We start from the raw sequence: 20,367 nt of genomic DNA on the forward strand, positions 1-20,367 counted from the left end.
TCTGTTTCCTTATAGTTGTAGACGTTGGCTTAGGATGCTTAGGTACTTAAACCAGTTCAGCATGACGCATGATGGAAAGGCATGGCGTGAGTTTGAAATAATTGAACTCTAGTCAAAAATGAATAACTTGTGTAAATGGAAAGAGGCGGCTGCGTTTATATCCTAACCAATTACACCCATACCACCTTGTATGTTGGTGTTACTTCAGAACTGTATTTCAGAATACAGGAGCATAAAGATAAATATGATCCTAATTCTTTTACGGCTAAGTATAATTGCAATAAATTGGTGTACTACCAACAACTTGCCACTATAGAAGAAGCCATTGCAGAAGAAAAACGACTAAAAAACTGGCATAGGCAATGGAAACTTAACCTGATCAAGGAGCATAATCCTGAGTGGAGAGATCTATTTGAGGATTTGGATTGAGTTAGAAGCATTTATCGCTGTCTCCTGCTCCTGATTGGGAACGATTAAAGATGCTGAAACCAGTTCAGCATGACGCATCTATTAAGGCATTTCATAATAATCACTGTTGCTATCATAACCGCTATCGTCATCCCGAATTCATTTCGGGATCCGTTTCCTTATAATTCTATACACAGACTTAGAGCGAAGCGTAAAGCTGCGGAGTAAATTCGTATCAGGGTCTATCTCTCGTTGGTAAGATGCTGAAACCAGTTCAGCATGACGCACAGATGGGAAGTATGTTGAGCAGAAAGCTCAGTATAGTATTTAATAAAGAAAAGGTTGTTTAAAATTGAGTGTCACATTGAGCTCGCCGAAATGCGACACTTATTCAATGCAGCAGCATCCTGCTTTTAAACAACCTTTTAAAAAATTGTGCTTATTTGTATTCTATTACAAAATCTGCTAAAGACTGACGTACTTTTTTAAGGTTAACCAACCAGTCGTTTTCTGCATCGCGGTAACCGATGGTTAAAATGCTGACACTTCTCAATCCTTTTTCGCGTAAACCTAAAAATTCATCAACTTTGGCATTGTCAAAACCTTCCATTGGCGTGGTATCTACTTTTAACATGGCGGCCTGAGCTATAGCCATACCCAAACCGATATAGGCCTGTCTGGCGGCATGCTGAAAATTCTCTTCAGCGGTACGTGGTACCAGCATTCCCTTTAAACGGGCCACATACTCTTCAGTAGCGCTGGCCGGAATACCTCTTTCGGCATTGGTGCGGTTAAAAACCTCGTCAATATTTTCATGGGTATAATTATCCCATGCGGCAAAGATCAATACATGCGATGCGTCTACAATTTGCGACTGGTTAAAAGCCAAAGGCAACAATTCTTTCTTTTTATCGGGGTTACTAATCGCAATGATTTTAAAAGGTTGTAAGCCCGATGAGGTTGGGGCTAAACGCGCAGCCTCCAAAATCATATCTACTTTTTCTTGTTGAACGGCTTCACCATTCATTTTTTTAGTGGCGTAACGCCAGTTTAACGCTTCAATTAAGCTCATAAATTTTTAATCGTTGATATTTTTAATAAAACCTTTAACGGCATCTAACAATACCTGTTTTTGCAGGGTATCAGCGGCGCCGGTTATGTTAACCATGCTAATAGAGGCCAGCCCGTGCAAAACCGACCACAGGGTATGGAACTTCAGAAAAATACGCTCATTGCTAGCTGCAGGTATGAGCCTGCCCAGTACCTCAAATATCACAGAGGTAAAACGCTTGATCTCGGCAATCTCATTTACCTGCTGGCAACCGGGTATGCCCAGCCCAAACATGAGCCTGTAATAACAGGCATGGCTAAATGAGAAATCGAAATAAGCCACGGCTAGTGCTATAAGCTGTTGCGCGGGTTCGGTTTTTGTTGCAGCTTGCAAAACAATACAATCTGTAAGCAGGTTAAAGCCCTGTTTAACAAATTCTTTCTGTATGGCTTCCTTGTTTTCAAAATGCGTATAAACCATAGGCAGGCTGTAGCCTATACGTTCGGCAATCTTGCGTATAGATACGCTTTCCCAGCCTTCTTTTTCCAGCAACTGGCGGGCAGCTTCTACAATGGCCGCGCGTACTTTTTCTTTATGAACCGTTTTCTGCGAAAGGTCTTCCATGCTTGTGGTTAACACTGTTAGCAAAATTACAATATGTAGGCTTTACCGCCGTATCAAAAAAATGTTTTTTACCAAAATATGATGTTTCAATTTTTCCTGAAAATTGAAACAAAAGCATAAAAACAGCGTTTATTTTTATGCAAGCATAATATTATGCCTGCCACCTTAAACACAAAACTAAGAACTATGAAAAAGTTATTATCCGCTGCCTTATTGCTGGCAGGTACTTCTGTTGTTACTTACGCTCAAACCGATAAGGGTTTTTATCTAAAGCCCGGGGCCAGTTATTTTATGAAAGTTACACCTGTTGAGTTTCCGGCGTTGAACGGTAAGCCTGCCCGCGATAGGGTGTTTACCATTAATCCTACCACAGGTGCTACCAGTACTGTATCTGAAACCGCATTAACCGGATCATTTGGGCAGGGTTGGCGTGCTGGTTTGGCCGGTGGTTACCAGTTTAACCCTATACTGGGTTTAGAGCTGGGGGTTAACTACTTTGAGAGTGAAAGTCAGGATATGATGAAAATGACCGGGATTATGAACGGCAATACCGTTTTAAGCCTGTACTCTAAAGGTAAGGTAAAAGCTCTGGATGTTGCTCCATCCTTAGTACTAAGAATTCCAGCCAAAGGCGATTTTAAACCTTATACCCGAGTAGGGGTAATTGTGCCTGTTTATGGCTACCTGCAGATCAATACCGCTGTTAACGATAAAACCGGGACCATAGCCAGAGAAAATGGCTTTACTTCGCCCCCGGGTACACAGGTTAATCTGGTATTAGACCGCGAAGAAAAAATTAATCCTAACGCAACTATTGGTTTTCAGTCGGCTATTGGATTTGATTATAAGCTGGGTAAAAACATCAGTCTGTTTTCTGAGCTAGAATACCGTAACGTATCGGTAGGGGGTAAAGATAAAGAGCTGAAAAAATATGATGGTACAGCTACGGTTGTGGTTTCGTCTACCGGAACAGTGGTAGGTTCGCAGCAGCTTACTCTGGCTAACCAGGCTAACGGCGATAGAAATGTGAATTACCATAAGACTATTACTTCTGATATGAACGTTAAAGGTTCTGCCAATTACGATTCTTCTAAACCTTCTGATGATTTGCGTTCTTATGTAAACATTGGTGGTTTGGGCTTAAATGTAGGAATCAAAATCGGGTTTTAAGCTTTAAAGATTTTTTTCAGTGCGGGGTCTGGCTTAAGCTGGGCCCCTTTTTTTTGAGAGTCGGGTGTCTGATGACGGAAGTCCGAAGTTGATAGTTAGAAAGACCGAAGACTGATGTCCGAAGTGTGTAGTCAGGAAATTTATAGTCTGTAGTCCGAAGACTGATGTCCGAAGTTGGTGTGCCTTTCTATAGTTTAATATCTGCGTCGTGCTGTGTGCTCCCTTCACGTCATGCTGAACTTCCCGAAATGAGTTCGGGACAGGCTGTTTCAGCATCTTTATACTTAGCATTGTCACATTGAGCCTGTCGAAATGTGGGTACCCCTGCAAGTTAGGCTTTGACAATCCCGATAGCTATCGGGACAGCCTGACACAGTCCATTTTAGGTTATAACATGCTTTCCTATTTCCGTCATGCTGAAATTTGTTCAGCATCTTTAAGGGTAAATAGACTCTGACTTGGAGCAAAGCGGAAAGCTACGCAGTAAAACAAGTTCAGGGTGACGGTAATGGCAACAGTATCTGGCTATTTCTTTAATATTCCATATATTAGTATACCGAAAAACTAAAAAATTATGAAGAAGATCATTTATTTATTCATGCTTGTATCTTTATATTCATGCAAAGACCAAAAAACCAAGGATATAGAGAAAATGCAGGCCTCTGTTGATAAGGCACTTAAAGATGCTATTTTTAAGCAGAACCTTGAAGCCGATATTAAGGAGTTTAGCGTTGTTAAAGTAGATACTTTAGACGAAAACAGGTTAGACTCTCTCAGAATGTTCAATAACCAGAAACGGATTGATTATTTTATCGAAGAGTCTAATCGTTATATAGCGCTCATGAAAAATGAGCTCAGCCAAATGGAGTTGCAACAAAGTATAGGGATGACAGAGGGAGTAAATATCTCTAAACGCGATTTTGAAGAGCATAAAAACAAAGCCACTATGCTAAGCGATTCTGTAGGCTATTACCAGAATATTAATGATAGTATTGAAAAAAGAATACAAGCCCGTAAGAATCCAAAAACCATATACGAACTTAAAATGTTTGTCAAGATGATCTTAAAAAAGGGTAAAGAGACTGAAAATGTTTTAGATACCACCTATCATCATTTTGATGAAAACATCAACCTGATTAAAGATTAAATAAGCTAGTTTGTATTTAGCAGTTAAATAAAGAATTGTTTATCCCTATATAACTATTTCTGAAAAATTTAACCTTAAAAAGATGGAAACTCATGAATATGATAAAGGTGAAATTACCGTGATATGGAAACCCCAGCTTTGCCAGCATTCGGGCATTTGTGTAAAAATGCTGCCTCAGGTTTACAACCCTAAAGAACGCCCCTGGATCAAAGCCGGAAATGCGAATGCGCAGCAACTCAAAAACCAGATAGAGCATTGTCCTTCGGGTGCATTGTCTTATAAGTTAAGATCCTGATATGGCGGTAAAAGTAAAAGCAACCTTAGGTCTTGAGAAATATTATACCGAGGTAATTGCGGGCGAGAATAGTCTGATCACTGATGAACCTGTAAAGAACGGCGGTGGTAATAAGGGCTTTAATCCTTACGAAATTCTGGCCACTTCTCTGGCAAGCTGTACGGCTGCTACCTTGCGCATGTATATAGAACGTAAAGGCTGGAATATCCCTGAGATCAATGTAGAGGTAGAGCTTGAAAATTACCCGCATATACAGACAGCACAATTTACCAGAACCATCAGTTTTGGAGGCGCAGTAATTGAACCGGGCTGGGAAGATAAGATACACAAGATAGCTCAGGGCTGCCCTGTGCATAAAATACTGAACGGAAACATTGAAATTCAAACTTTATTGGATTTCTGAAAGCTGGTGTAGGCAGGTACAGGTGCAAAAAAGACTGAACCCTTAAAGCAGCTTGAAGTATATAAGAAATTTATGTACCACATTTAATAAATGAACATCATTCTAATCTTAATTAAACTCGCATGAAAAAACTTTTACTCTCTATTTTTATGGCATTTTATGCTATAAGCACCTATTCGCAGGCCACTATATTTGTTCAAACTCCTATTAGTACAGCTGGAACGTCAGCTCTCAGAGCACCCAACGGAACAACTGCCCATACCACTTTGAGAGCGGCATTTATTATTCCGGCAAGTGAACTTAATGGTATCCTTAATACAAATGCCGTTATTAAGCGGCTGGGCTTTGTTTATGAAACGGGGGTAAGTTCAGCCGCAGGGGGTAATTTTAAAATCTACCTGCAAAACACTACCGATGCAAGCTATTCAAAATCTAATGTTTGGGCCACTGCCATTACTGGGATGACACAGGTTTATGATGGTAATTACAACCTTCCTGTAGGTGCAACTACTGCTGCAACTACAGATATTGGCCTAAACAATAATTTTACCTATACCGGAGGAGGCTTATATGTTGCTTATGATTATCTTGGCAGCCAGTTTGCGACTACCTCCGCAATATATCGTTGTGATAATTCTATTCCCAATTCACTTGCCAATGCTTCAAGCAATACCACTACACCTCCGGATAGCTTTACAGCGAGTAGCAGTTTCAGGCCTTCACTTCTGTTTGGTATGGATAATCCTTATCAAAATGATATTGCGGTTAACATCTTAGATATTGGCTATGGAGAAACAGATAGAATAGTTCCAGGAACTATTACGGCTATTGTACAAAATAAAGGTGCCCAAAATGCCAGCAATATTCAAGTAAGCCTTAACGTTACAGGCGCAAATCCCAATAGCCAGATTTTTACGATCCCTAGTTTAAATGCAGGGGCAAGTACACAGGTATCTTTTAACATGGTTAACGTTAATGTGGGCACCCAGAACATCGTTGTGAGCGTACCTAATGATGAGAGGAACACGAACAACTCAATGCAAAAAGCACAACAGGTAGGTTGTGGCGAACTGGCTTCCTATAATTCTACTGATGCTCCTTATGATGGCATCGGTTTTGGTTCCACTGCTGGTTTACTTGCGTTAAAATACCTGTCGCCGGCAGTGGGGGTCAGTATCAGTAGTGTCAAAGTGCATATTACCACAGCTACCACCAGCGTAGGTAAACAGATCGGTGGGGTGCTGTTAGATGACAATGGTGTTATTTTAGCCGAATCTCCATTGCAGACCATTACAAGTGCAATGCTCAATACCAAAGTAGTTTTTAATTTTCCAACTGCTGTTAATATTCCGGCCAACACCAGTTATTACGTGGCCATAAAACAAACGGCTGGTTCCCCAGATTCTTATTACCCTGTGGGTACCTTTGCTCCTGCTAATATTCTTGCTGGGCGTGTTTACTCTTTTGCAATAACCGGTGGTGCCAAAATAGAATATACCAATTTAGGTACTTTAATGATCGGTGCTACATTAAATCCTTATGCAACAATCAGCAGCTCAACTACAGGTATAATCAATTCAGGCACCAGTGTAACCTTTACAGCAAGCCCTAATTTTAGCCAGTATATCTTTAAAGTAAATGGCAATGCAATGCAAACCGGAGCAGGCAACACCTATACCTATACGCCCTTAAATAATGATATAGTAAGTGTAGAAGCTGCCTTAAATGGCTGTAGTGCTCCTGCGGCAAGTATTACCATGCAGGTTGACCCCAGTTTGCCTATCCGTTTATATAGTTTTACGGTGCAAAAAGAACAGCAGAAGGTAAAAGTGAACTGGCAAACATTAACCGAAACAAATAATAAGGAATTTATTGTTGGCCGTTCAACTGATGGTATTCATTATACCGAAATTGCCAAAGTACCGGGAGCCATTAACAGCCTTGGGCGCAAATACTATCAGGTGGTAGATGCTACTCCTGCACCAGGCATTAACTACTATAAACTGGAACAGTTAGACTTAGATGGGCAACTGACTGAGATTGGCATTAAAGCTTTAGATTTTAGCTTTACAGGTAACCAGCTTAGTCTTTATCCAAATCCGGTAAAAAATGTACTTAACATTAATTTTGTGAGTAATACATTTAACCAGTTACAGCTCTCAGATGTTACCGGAAAGGTAGTTTATCAGGCACAATTGAATGCTCAAAGCCAAGCGTATCAAATTAACCTGTCGGGTTATCCGGTTGGCGTTTATATTCTTTTACTTAAAGGTGCACAACAACAATTGCAGCAAAAGGTAATTAAAGATTAATGTTCGAAGTCGGGAAGGTTGGTAGTCCGAAAGTCTGAAGACGGAAGTCTGGATTCAGAAAGTTGGTAGTTGGGAAGTCCGATGACGGATGTCCGAAGTTGGTAGTTGGAAAGTGTAGAGTCGGGAAGTCTGAAGACGGATGACCGAAGTCCGATGACGGATGTTTGAAGTCGGGAAGGCTGGTAGTCCGAAAGTCTGATGACAGGAGTCTGAAGTTCCCTATTGTGCGTCATGCAGAACTTGGTTCAGCATCTTTACTTGTCACATTAACGGTGTCACATTGAGCCTCCCGAAGTATGGGGGCAAGTTGTCGAAATGTGGATGCTCCTACAAGTTAGGCTTTGACAATCCCGATAGTTATCGGGACAGCCTGACACGGTGTGTTTAAGTTGTTATGATGTTTTCCTCTTGTGCGTTATGCTGAACTCCTCGTTGTATCGTCATGCTGAATTTAGTTCAGCATCTATATAAAAACAGTAAACAGACCCTGAAATAGCTTGTCCCGAACTCATTTCAGGAAATTCAGGGTGACGGTAGTAATTGGATGGTGACACCAAAGGGTTCTGGGCAATGAAAGAAGGAACATGAGAAAGGAATGGTGTGAGTAGTTTAACAATTTATCAATTAAACAGTTAACCAATTTATGGGCAAGGGTGGTTCCGGGCTACAAAAAGACATCAGAAAGTCAAGCCCGGTAAGATTAAATTTTCTTACCGGGCTTTGTAATCAGGTAATGCTTACCGGACCGGTATAAATACTGTCGGCAATTTCCTTACCATTCTCGCTAAAGAAAGAGATGTAAGTCTCAACCTCCAGTCCGGCAAACTCAGGTACTTCCAAAATCAGGTGCTGGTCTTGTCGGGTAAACTCACTGCTAAACCTGCTGCATATAGCCAGGTCTTTTTCGGGGCAATAAGCCGTAACCAGACAAATATCGGTATCAAGCGCCTTACCACTGCCCGCATTGTTTACCCATGTAAACTCAACCGTACCGCCTGTACCTGCCGCGGCCTGTGGGTTCTGTGCATTGGGCAGATCGCCACGGCTTAACAGCACCATGTTATAGGCCACTTCGTAATTGGGGAAATCGCCCGTAATGCTGTTCTTGAGGTTGTAAGAAAGACCGGCATTGATCGGGGTCATGTGTATGGCCAGATTATGGTAGCCTCGGTTTACAAATGCGCTCATCTTACGCATAAATTTTACCATCAGCAAAAAGCGCATTTGCTGTTCTTCCTGTTTAAAGCTGGAACCCTGCCTTTTGCTGGTGCTCTTGCCACGCATGTAAGTAATGCCGCGCCACTTTGCGCCCACTACCGTGCCTACTGTACCCGAGAAACCTCCCAAGATACCTTGTTTAATAACTCCCATAATTTTAATTTTTAGTAAAACAATTGATTAATTAGCCTAAAGGTAGGGGCTTGTTATGTAGAATATTGTTATTCAGCTTGTTGTGAAGGTGTTTTGCCCTTTTAAGACTGTGCTTTACCCCGTTAAGCCCAGGTATTGCCCTCTTTATTGCGGAAAAAGGCCGTTTGTTCGGCATTACTAAAATTTTTATGGGCTTTTAGTAGGTTGCCTTAGGGTGTTAAGAACTGCTTCTGCTAAGGTGTAAGGCCTGTTATTTGCAAGGATATTGCTGCGTAACCGGCTTTGCTTTTCTCCACAAGCTGCCGAAGATGTTTCGAACAAATCTCAAATGAGTCCCGGAGCAGTCTGGGCTAAAGTCATATAAATTTGCTTAAGTGCCTTTTAGTTAATATCTTGCGGGTTAAGGTTTGCTTTTTTGTCTAAATTATACGCTTATGAACAACAGTAAATCAGATCAGCCGGTGCCGCTCAAGCGCATTACTTTTAAGTCTAAAGGTTTACAGTCTTTTACCAACGAAATTCTCGATAAACATCAGGTAATGGAGATCCTCAACATTAGCGAGCGTACGCTCAAAAATCTGGTAAGCCAGGGCTATTTGCCTTACTCGCCCATTGGTAACCGTTATTATTATTTGTACAGTGATCTGCTGCGCATGATGCAGAGAAATAGGCAGTGGGGCAATGGCGAGAAGAAGTTTTAAGGCATGAGATGTGAGATTTGAGGAGTTAGAGGGTATTAGTGAGCTTAAACATTTAGAGAAAGAAAACAAAAATGCCCCGCAGATAGGCGAGGCGCTAAATGTTTTCACAACGGAATAATCCTTATTGTGATTTGCTTTCAATAACCAAATATACAAATATCTTTTAAGGCTAAGATACGGAAAACCGTAAAAGAGTACTTTTTTTATAAGTATCTTTAAATGCCATCAAATAAGATGATTATGAAGAAAATTATATTAGGACTTGATTTAGGGACCAACTCTATCGGGTGGGCGTTGGTTCAACAAGATTACGACAATAAACAAGGAAAAATTCTTGGCATGGGAAGTCGGATTATTCCGATGACACAAGATGTATTAGGTGAATTTGGCAAAGGAAATTCTATTTCTCAAACAGCCGACAGGACAAAATACAGAAGTGCAAGAAGATTACGAGAGCGTTATTTGTTAAGGCGTGAGCGTTTGCACAGAGTATTGAATGTGTTGGGGTTTTTGCCCGAACATTATGCGAAAGAAATAGATTTTGAAAAGCGATTGGGACAGTTTTTGGAAGAAACCGAACCAAAAATTGCGTGGAAGAAAAACGGGCAAAAGGAAAACGGGAAAGACAAATTTGAGTTTTTGTTTCAAAACTTGTTCCAAGAGATGTTAACTGATTTCAAGCAACATCAATCAGACTTGCTAAACCGAAAAAATATTAAAGGTGAGAAAGCTAAGATTCCTTATGATTGGACAATTTATTATTTGCGTAAAAAAGCTTTAAGCCAGAAAATTGAAAAAGAAGAATTGGCTTGGTTGATTTTAAATTTCAATCAAAAGCGTGGTTATTATCAGTTGCGTGGCGAAGAAGAAGAAATAAACGACAATGTAAAAGAATTTGTAATTGCTCTAACCATAACGAAAGTTGAAAAAGGCGAAGTTGATAAAAAGAATGACAAACGGACCTGGTACAAAATGACCTTGTCAAATGGTTGGGAATATTCTGCGACTTTCACGACCGATCCGAAATGGGAAAATACAGAAAAAGAATTTTTGGTTACAGAAGAATTAAATGAAAATGGGGATATTAAAATAGTAAAAGACCGTAAGTCAGATACAACTGGTAGGGAGAAGCGAAGATTAACGCCATTACCTACATTTGATGAAATCGCTTTGATGAGTAAAAAAGATCAAGATAAATTCTTTAAGAAAATTAAAGCACGTACTGAATTAACAATTGCTAATTCCAATAAAACAGTCGGAACTTATATTTACGAAAACTTATTACTCAATCCAAAACAAAAGATAAAAGGGAAATTGGTTCGCACCGTTGAGCGTAAGTTTTATAAAGATGAATTAACGCAAATCCTTAAAAAACAAAGTGAATTTCATTCAGAATTTCAAAACGAAGAATTATACCATGATTGTATAAGAGAATTATATAAAAACAATGAACAGCATCGCGAAATACTTTCATCAAAGAATTTGGTGCATTTGATACTTAACGATATTTTGTTCTATCAAAGACCTTTACGAACCCAAAAGTCTTCCATTGCTAATTGCCCTTTTGAAAGCAGAAAGTCTAAAGATGGTATAGTATATCCAATCAAAGTGATTTCAAAATCCAATCCTTATTACCAAGAATTTCGATTGTTGCAATGGGTTAAGAATTTGGAGATTTACAGAAAAGACGATGATGTAAAAATTACCACTGAATTTATTTCGACTATAGAAGACCAAGAAGCTGTTTTTGAATTTTTAAATCAGAAAAAAGAAATTAAGCAAGAACAATTGATTGAGTTTCTGTTGAAGAAAAAACTTGACTTGAAAAAAGTTTCCAAAGCCGAAATTGAAAAATATCGCTGGAATTATGTTCAAGACAAAATTTATCCGGGAAATGAAACCAAATATTTAATTCAAAGTCGTTTGGATAAGGTTGAAAATACACCACAAGATTTTTTGACTTTTGAAAACGAAATGGCACTGTGGCACATCATTTATTCGGTAAACGATAAAATTGAGTACGAAAAAGCTTTAAAGAAATTTGCAGAAAAACACCATTTAAATACAGCACAATTTGTAGGTTCATTTAAGAAATTTCCACCTTTTAAAAGCGATTACGGCAGCTTTTCAGAAAAGGCAATCAAGAAATTATTGCCATTGATGCGATTTGGTAAACAATGGAATCATGAAGCAATTGACAGTATATCAAAAGAACGCATCTACAAAATTATTACAGGTGAATATGATGAAAAAATAAAAGATCGTGTTCGTGAAAAAGCACAACACCTTTCTACAGAAACCGATTTTAAAGACCTGCCTTTATGGTTGGCTCAATATGTTGTTTATGGTCGCCATTCCGAAGCTTCGGTTGCAGGTAAATGGAATTCTGTAGAGGATTTAAATGAGTTTTTAAACGACTTTAAACAACATTCCTTACGAAACCCAATTGTGGAACAGGTAATTGCTGAAACGCTGCGTGTTGTAAAAGATATTTGGAAACATTACGGGAAAGGTGCAAAAGATTTCTTTTCTGAAATTCATATTGAGTTAGGTAGGGAAATGAAAAATACGGCTGACGAACGCAAGCGTTTGACCAATATGGTTACTGAAAATGAAAATACCAATTTGCGGATCAAGGCGTTGTTGGCAGAATTGGCTTTAGACCAAAGTGTAGAAAATGTTCGCCCGTTTTCGCCAATGCAACAGGATATTTTAAAGATTTATGAAGAAGGTGTTTTGAATGCAGAAGAAAATATTGACGAAGATATTTTAAAAATTAGTAAAACGGCACAACCATCAAGTTCAGATTTGAAACGTTACAAGTTATGGTTAGAACAGAAATACCGTTCGCCTTATACGGGGCAAATGATTCCATTAAATAAATTATTTACCCACGAATATGAAATAGAACACATTATTCCGCAAAGTTTATTTTTTGATGATAGTCTGAGTAATAAGGTAATTTGCGAATCGGCTGTAAATAAGCTAAAAGATAACCAGATAGGTTTGGCTTTTATCAAATCGCATCACGGAGAAGTTGTGGAATTAGGAAATGGAAAATCAGTCAAAATTTTAGGAGTTCAAGATTATGAAGATTTTGTAAAACAAAATTACAGCAAGAACAGAACGAAACGCAGTAAGCTTTTACTGGAAGAAATTCCCGAAAAAATGATCGAAAGGCAATTAAACGATACCCGCTATATCAGTAAATATATCAGCGGAGTTTTATCTAATATTGTTCGTGATGATAAAGCAGAAAGTAAAGATGATGGTGTAAATTCTATAAATATTGTTCCAGGCAATGGAAAAGTAACTGCTCATTTAAAACAAGATTGGGGATTGAATGACATTTGGAACGAGTTGATTTTACCGCGCTTTGAACGGATGAACGCAATTACACAAACACAGGATTTTACAGCTTGGAATGAAAATCATCAGAAATTTTTGCCAACAGTTCCAATTGAGCTATCAAGAGGTTTTTCCAAAAAACGTATCGATCATCGCCATCACGCCATGGATGCCTTGATTATTGCTTGTGCAACAAGAGACCATGTTAATTTATTGAACAATGAAAGTGCAAAATCAGATACGAAGAGATATGATTTGAACCGCAAATTAAGGAAATACGAAAAAGTAGTTTATGATGATGCTAAAACCGGTAAAAGAATAGAGCGCGAAGTTCCGAAAGATTTTATGAAACCTTGGGAAACCTTTACTGTTGAAGCAAAAAATGCTTTGGAAAATATTGTAGTAAGTTTTAAACAAAATCTAAGAGTTATCAATAGGGCTACAAATTATTATGAGAGCTATAAAGACGAAAACGGAAACCTACGATTAGGACAAGACGGAAAACCCAAAAAAGCTTTGGTTTCTCAGCAAGGTGTTAATTGGGCAATCAGAAAATCATTGCATAAAGAAACCGTTTCCGGACAAGTGAATTTAGATAGAATAAAAGTAACAAAAGGTAAAATTTTAACCGCAACAAGAAAATCTTTGGACACTTCGTTTGATGCGAAATCCATTGCTTCAATTACCGATACAGGAATTCAAAAGATTTTATTGAATTATCTAAAAGCAAAAGATAACAATCCCGAAATTGCTTTTTCGCCCGAAGGTATTGAGGAAATGAACCAAAATATTGCGTTGTATAATGATGGTAAAAATCATCACCCCATATTAAAAGTCAGGGTTTTTGAGCAGGGAAGCAAATTTGCATTAGGAGAAACAGGAAATAAAACAACAAAATTTGTAGAGGCAGCCAAAGGAACCAATTTATTTTTTGGCGTTTATGCAGACAGATCAAATAAACGAAGCTACGATACCATTCCATTAAATTTGGTTATAGAAAGACAAAAACAAGGCCTATCAGCAGTTCCCCAGACTAATGAAAAAGGTAATCAACTATTGTTTAGTTTATCGCCAAATGATTTAGTTTATGTTCCGGAGGAAGGTAAAACTTTTGATGAGAATAACATAAATATTGAGGGGTTATATAAAATGGTTTCGAGCACAGGTTCTGAATGTCATTTTATCAAAAACAACATTTCGTCGTTAATCAAAAGTTATGATGCCAAAACAAAAATAGGGGAATTAGGAAGTTTGAATAAACTTGAAGTGACAATTGATAATCTATATAGGATTAAAGAAGTTTGCATCAAACTCCAAGTAGATAGGTTGGGTAACATTTCAAAAGCTTAATCCTATGATTAAACGAACGCTTCTTTTTTCCAATCCGGCTTATCTTAATCTAAAGCAAGGGCAATTGCAAATAGATTTGCCTCATTTAAAAGTGTTGGGTGAAAATGAAAGCAAAAAATCTGTAGCTGTTGAAGATATTGGAATGGTAATACTAGATCATCAGCAAATTACCATTACACAGGCTTGTATGGCTGCTTTGCTAGAAAACAATGCGGCTATTGTTACCTGTAACGCCAGCCATTTACCTACAGGTTTATTACTGCCTTTAGATGGGCACAATACCCAAAGCGAGCGGTTTAGATACCAGATTGATGCTACGCAACCCCTAAAAAAGAATTTGTGGCAACAAACTATACAGGCTAAGATCTTAAACCAGGCCGCGGTACTTTATAACAGAGGTATTAATTGCGAAAATATGCTGTACTGGGCCAGGTCGGTAAAATCGGGTGACCCGGATAATTATGAAGCAAGAGCCGCAGCCTATTATTGGCAAAATGTGTTTCCTAAAAAGATGGAGTTTTTTAGGGGCCGAGAGGGAGACCCACCCAATAACCTCCTCAATTATGGTTATGCCATTTTACGGGCTATTGTAGCCAGAGGACTGGTAAGTTCGGGCCTTTTGCCTACATTGGGCATACACCACCGCAATAAATACAATGCCTATTGTTTGGCCGATGATGTGATGGAGCCTTACCGGCCTTATGTAGATGAGCTTGTACTGGGGATTATAGATCGGGGAGAAAATTTTTTAGAATTGGGCCAGTCCATTAAATCGCAATTGTTGGGCATTGCTGCGGTAGATGTATTGTTTGATAAAGGCAAAAGTCCTTTAATGGTAGGCTTACAGCAAACAACGGCTTCATTGGCAAAGTGTTATGAGGGTAGCGTACGTAAAATAGTGTACCCTCAAATGAAGAACTTTGATAAACAAGCCAGACATTATAGATTGAATGATGGAGAACTGCCTATGGTAGCCGAAAGTAAGGAAGACAAGCCAGATGATGAAGGAGACGGGTTACCATTTTAACAGAGTATTTTTATGGTATGCGTTTAAATGAATATCGTATTTTGTGGATACTTGTTTTTTTTGATTTACCAACCGAAACCCAAAAAGATCGGAAATATGCCAGCAAGTTTCGCAAAGAAATGTTGCGAGATGGCTTTAGCATGTTCCAGTTTTCTATTTATCTGCGCCATTGCAGCAGTAGAGAAAATGCAGATGTACACATTAAGCGTATCAAAAGGATATTGCCTCCTAAAGGGCATGTGGGTATGATGACCGTAACCGATAAGCAATTTGGCATGATGGAACTTTTTTATGGAAAAGAAGAAAAATCCTTGCCTAATACGCCACAGCAACTGGAATTGTTTTAAGAATAGGATGGATAAAATCCAATTAGAATAAAATCCGATGAATTTTTATCATCGGATTTTTTAATGCTAATTTTTGGTTTAACTGGCTGATTTTTAGTTTTTTGAACTATGGTATGTTGTTGTAAATATCAGTAGTTCAAAGAATGAAAGCAAATCACAACTTATGCCACGAGTGAATAATCGGTCAAATAGTTGTTGTAAATATCAGTAGTTCAAAGAATGAAAGCAAATCACAACTTTTGTTGGTTATACCGGATCTAGTGTTATGTTGTTGTAAATATCAGTAGTTCAAAGAATGAAAGCAAATCACAACTTGCAGCCTCGTTGTTGGTCTTTGCCTTAGGTTGTTGTAAATATCAGTAGTTCAAAGAATGAAAGCAAATCACAACTAGTACGGCTACTATTTACCCAAACGAAAAAGTTGTTGTAAATATCAGTAGTTCAAAGAATGAAAGCAAATCACAACCCATCTATAGATATATCGCAAGCCGTTTCGGTTGTTGTAAATATCAGTAGTTCAAAGAATGAAAGCAAATCACAACGGATTAACGTTTTTTATTATGGAAGAAAAGTTGTTGTAAATATCAGTAGTTCAAAGAATGAAAGCAAATCACAACGAGCACCATCTTAGCATTGGTAAACTTAATGTTGTTGTAAATATCAGTAGTTCAAAGAATGAAAGCAAATCACAACACTCTCATTTTAACGGTAGGTTTGAGACTGGTTGTTGTAAATATCAGTAGTTCAAAGAATGAAAGCAAATCACAACATATGAAGATATACTTCAACGAGTTACTAAGTTGTTGTAAATATCAGTAGTTCAAAGAATGAAAGCAAATCACAACAGTGTCGACAATTAAAAGTTGCCCGCTCTGTTGTTGTAAATATCAGTAGTTCAAAGAATGAAAGCAAATCACAACGATAAGCCTGAAATGGTGTTGAAACAAGAGGTTGTTGTAAATATCAGTAGTTCAAAGAATGAAAGCAAATCACAACTACCAATATGGGATATAAATGCAAATCAAAGTTGTTGTAAATATCAGTAGTTCAAAGAATGAAAGCAAATCACAACTGTTCGCTTGCCTTTATATTTTGAATATTGTTGTTGTAAATATCAGTAGTTCAAAGAATGAAAGCAAATCACAACGTAGTTCTTACCCCCTCAATAATAGTAAAGGTTGTTGTAAATATCAGTAGTTCAAAGAATGAAAGCAAATCACAACAATGAATATCAACTACTGTTATCTCTGCTTGTTGTTGTAAATATCAGTAGTTCAAAGAATGAAAGCAAATCACAACACGAGAATGCTTTGATAAGGTTGGTGGCATGTTGTTGTAAATATCAGTAGTTCAAAGAATGAAAGCAAATCACAACTTCTATTTTAACTGTTTGGCGCTGTGAATAGTTGTTGTAAATATCAGTAGTTCAAAGAATGAAAGCAAATCACAACGGAACGAGATAAGGCAGTTATAAAATTAGAGTTGTTGTAAATATCAGTAGTTCAAAGAATGAAAGCAAATCACAACTCTTTCTGGTCTACTTTGTTAGACTGCTTGGTTGTTGTAAATATCAGTAGTTCAAAGAATGAAAGCAAATCACAACATTGGTCATCGTATTTTTTGTCGGGTATATGTTGTTGTAAATATCAGTAGTTCAAAGAATGAAAGCAAATCACAACGTCGGGAAGTTGTTTAATTAAGTCAAAACAGTTGTTGTAAATATCAGTAGTTCAAAGAATGAAAGCAAATCACAACAGAACAGTATTCGGTTATCATCGCCAGCGAGTTGTTGTAAATATCAGTAGTTCAAAGAATGAAAGCAAATCACAACTATCTGCTAATCCTAAATCCCTAGCAATAAGTTGTTGTAAATATCAGTAGTTCAAAGAATGAAAGCAAATCACAACAATGGATAAATTATATTATTTATACTAGGGTTGTTGTAAATATCAGTAGTTCAAAGAATGAAAGCAAATCACAACCTCCGGTTGCTTTATCTGTATTTGTTCTAGTTGTTGTAAATATCAGTAGTTCAAAGAATGAAAGCAAATCACAACGTAATGGCAAGAACCGAGATAGATCGTTAAGTTGTTGTAAATATCAGTAGTTCAAAGAATGAAAGCAAATCACAACGGTTGATGCTGACACTTTGAAAGCGCCTATGTTGTTGTAAATATCAGTAGTTCAAAGAATGAAAGCAAATCACAACTCTCTTCTGTATTTCCACCGGAAATATGTAGTTGTTGTAAATATCAGTAGTTCAAAGAATGAAAGCAAATCACAACATTCATCTGTCAATACTCCGCCTGATATACGTTGTTGTAAATATCAGTAGTTCAAAGAATGAAAGCAAATCACAACATTACTACCGTATTCAGATAGCTTCAATGGTTGTTGTAAATATCAGTAGTTCAAAGAATGAAAGCAAATCACAACGATCAGGCAGGATGGGAGCTAAAACCTTACGTTGTTGTAAATATCAGTAGTTCAAAGAATGAAAGCAAATCACAACATCCTTTGCTTAGCTTTATTTAGCTGTAAAGTTGTTGTAAATATCAGTAGTTCAAAGAATGAAAGCAAATCACAACATGCGGCTATTGGATTGGCTAGCAAGATTAGTTGTTGTAAATATCAGTAGTTCAAAGAATGAAAGCAAATCACAACGGTCGGTCTTCTGATCCTTACTCAACGTGTGTTGTTGTAAATATCAGTAGTTCAAAGAATGAAAGCAAATCACAACTGTTCATTTATGCAGTTCTGAAAATTCTTGTTGTTGTAAATATCAGTAGTTCAAAGAATGAAAGCAAATCACAACTATTTTTATGGAAAAACAAATAAAGCGCATGTTGTTGTAAATATCAGTAGTTCAAAGAATGAAAGCAAATCACAACAATTCTGAATTATCAATCAATAGACTTGAGGTTGTTGTAAATATCAGTAGTTCAAAGAATGAAAGCAAATCACAACTTCTTAACCGCTTCTTTCCATCCAAAGTATGTTGTTGTAAATATCAGTAGTTCAAAGAATGAAAGCAAATCACAACATGCTGCTAAGTATTTGTTCGAGGGTGGTGTTGTTGTAAATATCAGTAGTTCAAAGAATGAAAGCAAATCACAACAAGACAGTCCAAAGGTAGTAATAACAACAAGTTGTTGTAAATATCAGTAGTTCAAAGAATGAAAGCAAATCACAACCTTTTCGTGGATAACCTCACGCTTAGGAAAGTTGTTGTAAATATCAGTAGTTCAAAGAATGAAAGCAAATCACAACGATATGTGTGTCTTTTTGCCCTTCCTTTGGGTTGTTGTAAATATCAGTAGTTCAAAGAATGAAAGCAAATCACAACACGTAGCTTTGAATTATCCTGGTCCGCCTTGTTGTTGTAAATATCAGTAGTTCAAAGAATGAAAGCAAATCACAACACTCATAAATGCGTTTGCAATAAATTGACTGTTGTTGTAAATATCAGTAGTTCAAAGAATGAAAGCAAATCACAACGCCATTCTGTTTTGACCATCACATACCACTGTTGTTGTAAATATCAGTAGTTCAAAGAATGAAAGCAAATCACAACACCTGATCTACTACATCATGTACTACAAACGTTGTTGTAAATATCAGTAGTTCAAAGAATGAAAGCAAATCACAACAGGTTTTTATAAATTTCTCCCTTATGAGTAGTTGTTGTAAATATCAGTAGTTCAAAGAATGAAAGCAAATCACAACTAAAGGCAACAAGGTTCATTTCATATTTAGTTGTTGTAAATATCAGTAGTTCAAAGAATGAAAGCAAATCACAACGCAACGCCACCTATAAATGAATGGAACTTTGTTGTTGTAAATATCAGTAGTTCAAAGAATGAAAGCAAATCACAACGATATGTGTTCAAAGCAATTTAAGCATGTGTTGTTGTAAATATCAGTAGTTCAAAGAATGAAAGCAAATCACAACGTGCCTGTGCTTGTTTTAAATTCCACGTATGTTGTTGTAAATATCAGTAGTTCAAAGAATGAAAGCAAATCACAACAGCTATAGAATTAATTAAACCTCACTTTCTGTTGTTGTAAATATCAGTAGTTCAAAGAATGAAAGCAAATCACAACACTGTAGCCATTTTTTCATTGGCTCAATAAGTTGTTGTAAATATCAGTAGTTCAAAGAATGAAAGCAAATCACAACACAAGAAAACAAATTAATTGTTAATTGGGAGTTGTTGTAAATATCAGTAGTTCAAAGAATGAAAGCAAATCACAACCGTCTACTGTGAACCCTTCCATAATTTCATGTTGTTGTAAATATCAGTAGTTCAAAGAATGAAAGCAAATCACAACCAACTCTCGAAACCTCGTCGTAAGAGATAGGTTGTTGTAAATATCAGTAGTTCAAAGAATGAAAGCAAATCACAACAATTTTTGGCTGATTTTTTAGAGGCTTAAGGTTGTTGTAAATATCAGTAGTTCAAAGAATGAAAGCAAATCACAACGTTTGGAGAAGGGAAATTTAATAATAACTTGTTGTTGTAAATATCAGTAGTTCAAAGAATGAAAGCAAATCACAACAAATTCAAGAGCTTGCCGAAAGTTCATTTGGTTGTTGTAAATATCAGTAGTTCAAAGAATGAAAGCAAATCACAACGTAAAACTACAAAAGCATCCCAGGCATCCAGTTGTTGTAAATATCAGTAGTTCAAAGAATGAAAGCAAATCACAACATACATTGGTAAAGTTGGTGTATGTAGAAAGTTGTTGTAAATATCAGTAGTTCAAAGAATGAAAGCAAATCACAACAGCTACTTTGATCATGATCGTGATA

The 20,367-nt window shown here is 37.3% G+C and carries 13 protein-coding genes and 1 CRISPR repeat array (1 of these 14 cut by a window edge); of the genes, 10 read left to right on the forward strand and 3 right to left on the reverse strand.

Annotated features, from left to right (window positions below; all coding sequences use genetic code 11):
• The first annotated feature begins 135 nt into the window (after positions 1–135).
• A complete protein-coding gene (locus ACLHG9_RS14280; RefSeq protein WP_410222176.1) occupies positions 136–429 on the forward strand; it encodes a GIY-YIG nuclease family protein in 294 nt (97 codons plus the stop codon).
• Positions 430–847: 418 nt separating this feature from the next.
• Here ACLHG9_RS14280 and ACLHG9_RS14285 read toward each other — a convergent pair whose 3' ends face one another.
• On the reverse strand, positions 848–1,480 hold the full coding sequence (locus tag ACLHG9_RS14285) for an NAD(P)H-dependent oxidoreductase (RefSeq protein WP_410222177.1): 633 nt from the start codon (positions 1,478–1,480) through the stop codon (positions 848–850).
• 6 nt (positions 1,481–1,486) lie between these two features.
• Complete coding sequence (locus ACLHG9_RS14290) at positions 1,487–2,083, reverse strand: TetR/AcrR family transcriptional regulator (protein ID WP_410222178.1); 597 nt, start codon at positions 2,081–2,083, stop codon at positions 1,487–1,489.
• 186 nt (positions 2,084–2,269) lie between these two features.
• Here ACLHG9_RS14290 and ACLHG9_RS14295 point away from each other — a divergent pair, with 186 nt between their 5' ends.
• From ACLHG9_RS14295 to ACLHG9_RS14315, 5 genes are all read left to right on the forward strand, one after another.
• Positions 2,270–3,253, forward strand: coding sequence for an outer membrane beta-barrel protein (locus tag ACLHG9_RS14295; protein ID WP_410222179.1), 984 nt, complete (start codon positions 2,270–2,272; stop codon positions 3,251–3,253).
• A gap of 574 nt (positions 3,254–3,827) precedes the next feature.
• Complete coding sequence (locus tag ACLHG9_RS14300) at positions 3,828–4,400, forward strand: hypothetical protein (RefSeq protein ID WP_410222180.1); 573 nt, start codon at positions 3,828–3,830, stop codon at positions 4,398–4,400.
• An 82-nt stretch (positions 4,401–4,482) separates the two neighbouring features.
• Entirely contained in the window at positions 4,483–4,695 is a 213-nt protein-coding gene (locus ACLHG9_RS14305; protein WP_410222181.1) for a (4Fe-4S)-binding protein, read from the forward strand.
• 1 nt (position 4,696) lies between these two features.
• Positions 4,697–5,098 (forward strand): OsmC family protein, encoded by a 402-nt coding sequence (locus ACLHG9_RS14310; protein WP_410222182.1) that lies wholly within the window; start codon positions 4,697–4,699, stop codon positions 5,096–5,098.
• 122 nt (positions 5,099–5,220) lie between these two features.
• Complete coding sequence (locus ACLHG9_RS14315) at positions 5,221–7,410, forward strand: T9SS type A sorting domain-containing protein (protein WP_410222183.1); 2,190 nt, start codon at positions 5,221–5,223, stop codon at positions 7,408–7,410.
• Between the two features lie 726 nt (positions 7,411–8,136).
• Here ACLHG9_RS14315 and ACLHG9_RS14320 read toward each other — a convergent pair.
• Positions 8,137–8,781 (reverse strand): DUF6266 family protein, encoded by a 645-nt coding sequence (locus ACLHG9_RS14320; protein ID WP_410222184.1) that lies wholly within the window; start codon positions 8,779–8,781, stop codon positions 8,137–8,139.
• 434 nt (positions 8,782–9,215) lie between these two features.
• Between ACLHG9_RS14320 and ACLHG9_RS14325 the strand changes: the two genes are divergently transcribed.
• From ACLHG9_RS14325 to cas2, 4 genes are all read left to right on the forward strand, one after another.
• Entirely contained in the window at positions 9,216–9,482 is a 267-nt protein-coding gene (locus ACLHG9_RS14325) for a helix-turn-helix domain-containing protein (RefSeq protein WP_410222185.1), read from the forward strand.
• A 240-nt stretch (positions 9,483–9,722) separates the two neighbouring features.
• On the forward strand, positions 9,723–14,180 hold the full coding sequence (cas9, locus tag ACLHG9_RS14330) for a type II CRISPR RNA-guided endonuclease Cas9 (RefSeq protein ID WP_410222186.1): 4,458 nt from the start codon (positions 9,723–9,725) through the stop codon (positions 14,178–14,180).
• A 4-nt stretch (positions 14,181–14,184) separates the two neighbouring features.
• Positions 14,185–15,207 carry a type II CRISPR-associated endonuclease Cas1 gene (gene cas1, locus ACLHG9_RS14335; protein ID WP_410222187.1) on the forward strand — a complete coding sequence of 341 codons (1,023 nt, stop codon included), beginning with the start codon at positions 14,185–14,187 and terminating at the stop codon, positions 15,205–15,207.
• A 17-nt stretch (positions 15,208–15,224) separates the two neighbouring features.
• Complete coding sequence (cas2, locus tag ACLHG9_RS14340; protein WP_410222188.1) at positions 15,225–15,554, forward strand: CRISPR-associated endonuclease Cas2; 330 nt, start codon at positions 15,225–15,227, stop codon at positions 15,552–15,554.
• Positions 15,555–15,669: 115 nt separating this feature from the next.
• A CRISPR array of direct repeats spans positions 15,670–20,367; the repeat unit is 46 nt; unit sequence GTTGTTGTAAATATCAGTAGTTCAAAGAATGAAAGCAAATCACAAC; it runs 1,946 nt beyond the window's last position.

This window comes from Pedobacter sp., assembly GCF_046462515.1.
Taxonomy (GTDB): Bacteria; Bacteroidota; Bacteroidia; order Sphingobacteriales; family Sphingobacteriaceae; genus Pedobacter.

Excerpts from the sequence above, each read along its gene's own strand:
- ACLHG9_RS14285 (WP_410222177.1), bottom strand. The coding sequence starts at position 1,480 with ATGAGCTTAATTGAAGCGTTAAACTGGCGTTACGCCACTAAAAAAATG.
- ACLHG9_RS14305 (WP_410222181.1), top strand. The coding sequence starts at position 4,483 with ATGGAAACTCATGAATATGATAAAGGTGAAATTACCGTGATATGGAAA.
- ACLHG9_RS14295 (WP_410222179.1), top strand. The coding sequence starts at position 2,270 with ATGAAAAAGTTATTATCCGCTGCCTTATTGCTGGCAGGTACTTCTGTT.
- ACLHG9_RS14290 (WP_410222178.1), bottom strand. The coding sequence starts at position 2,083 with ATGGAAGACCTTTCGCAGAAAACGGTTCATAAAGAAAAAGTACGCGCG.
- ACLHG9_RS14325 (WP_410222185.1), top strand. The coding sequence starts at position 9,216 with ATGAACAACAGTAAATCAGATCAGCCGGTGCCGCTCAAGCGCATTACT.
- cas1 (WP_410222187.1), top strand. The coding sequence starts at position 14,185 with ATGATTAAACGAACGCTTCTTTTTTCCAATCCGGCTTATCTTAATCTA.
- ACLHG9_RS14320 (WP_410222184.1), bottom strand. The coding sequence starts at position 8,781 with ATGGGAGTTATTAAACAAGGTATCTTGGGAGGTTTCTCGGGTACAGTA.
- ACLHG9_RS14310 (WP_410222182.1), top strand. The coding sequence starts at position 4,697 with ATGGCGGTAAAAGTAAAAGCAACCTTAGGTCTTGAGAAATATTATACC.
- cas2 (WP_410222188.1), top strand. The coding sequence starts at position 15,225 with ATGCGTTTAAATGAATATCGTATTTTGTGGATACTTGTTTTTTTTGAT.
- ACLHG9_RS14280 (WP_410222176.1), top strand. The coding sequence starts at position 136 with ATGGAAAGAGGCGGCTGCGTTTATATCCTAACCAATTACACCCATACC.
- ACLHG9_RS14300 (WP_410222180.1), top strand. The coding sequence starts at position 3,828 with ATGAAGAAGATCATTTATTTATTCATGCTTGTATCTTTATATTCATGC.
- cas9 (WP_410222186.1), top strand. The coding sequence starts at position 9,723 with ATGAAGAAAATTATATTAGGACTTGATTTAGGGACCAACTCTATCGGG.
- ACLHG9_RS14315 (WP_410222183.1), top strand. The coding sequence starts at position 5,221 with ATGAAAAAACTTTTACTCTCTATTTTTATGGCATTTTATGCTATAAGC.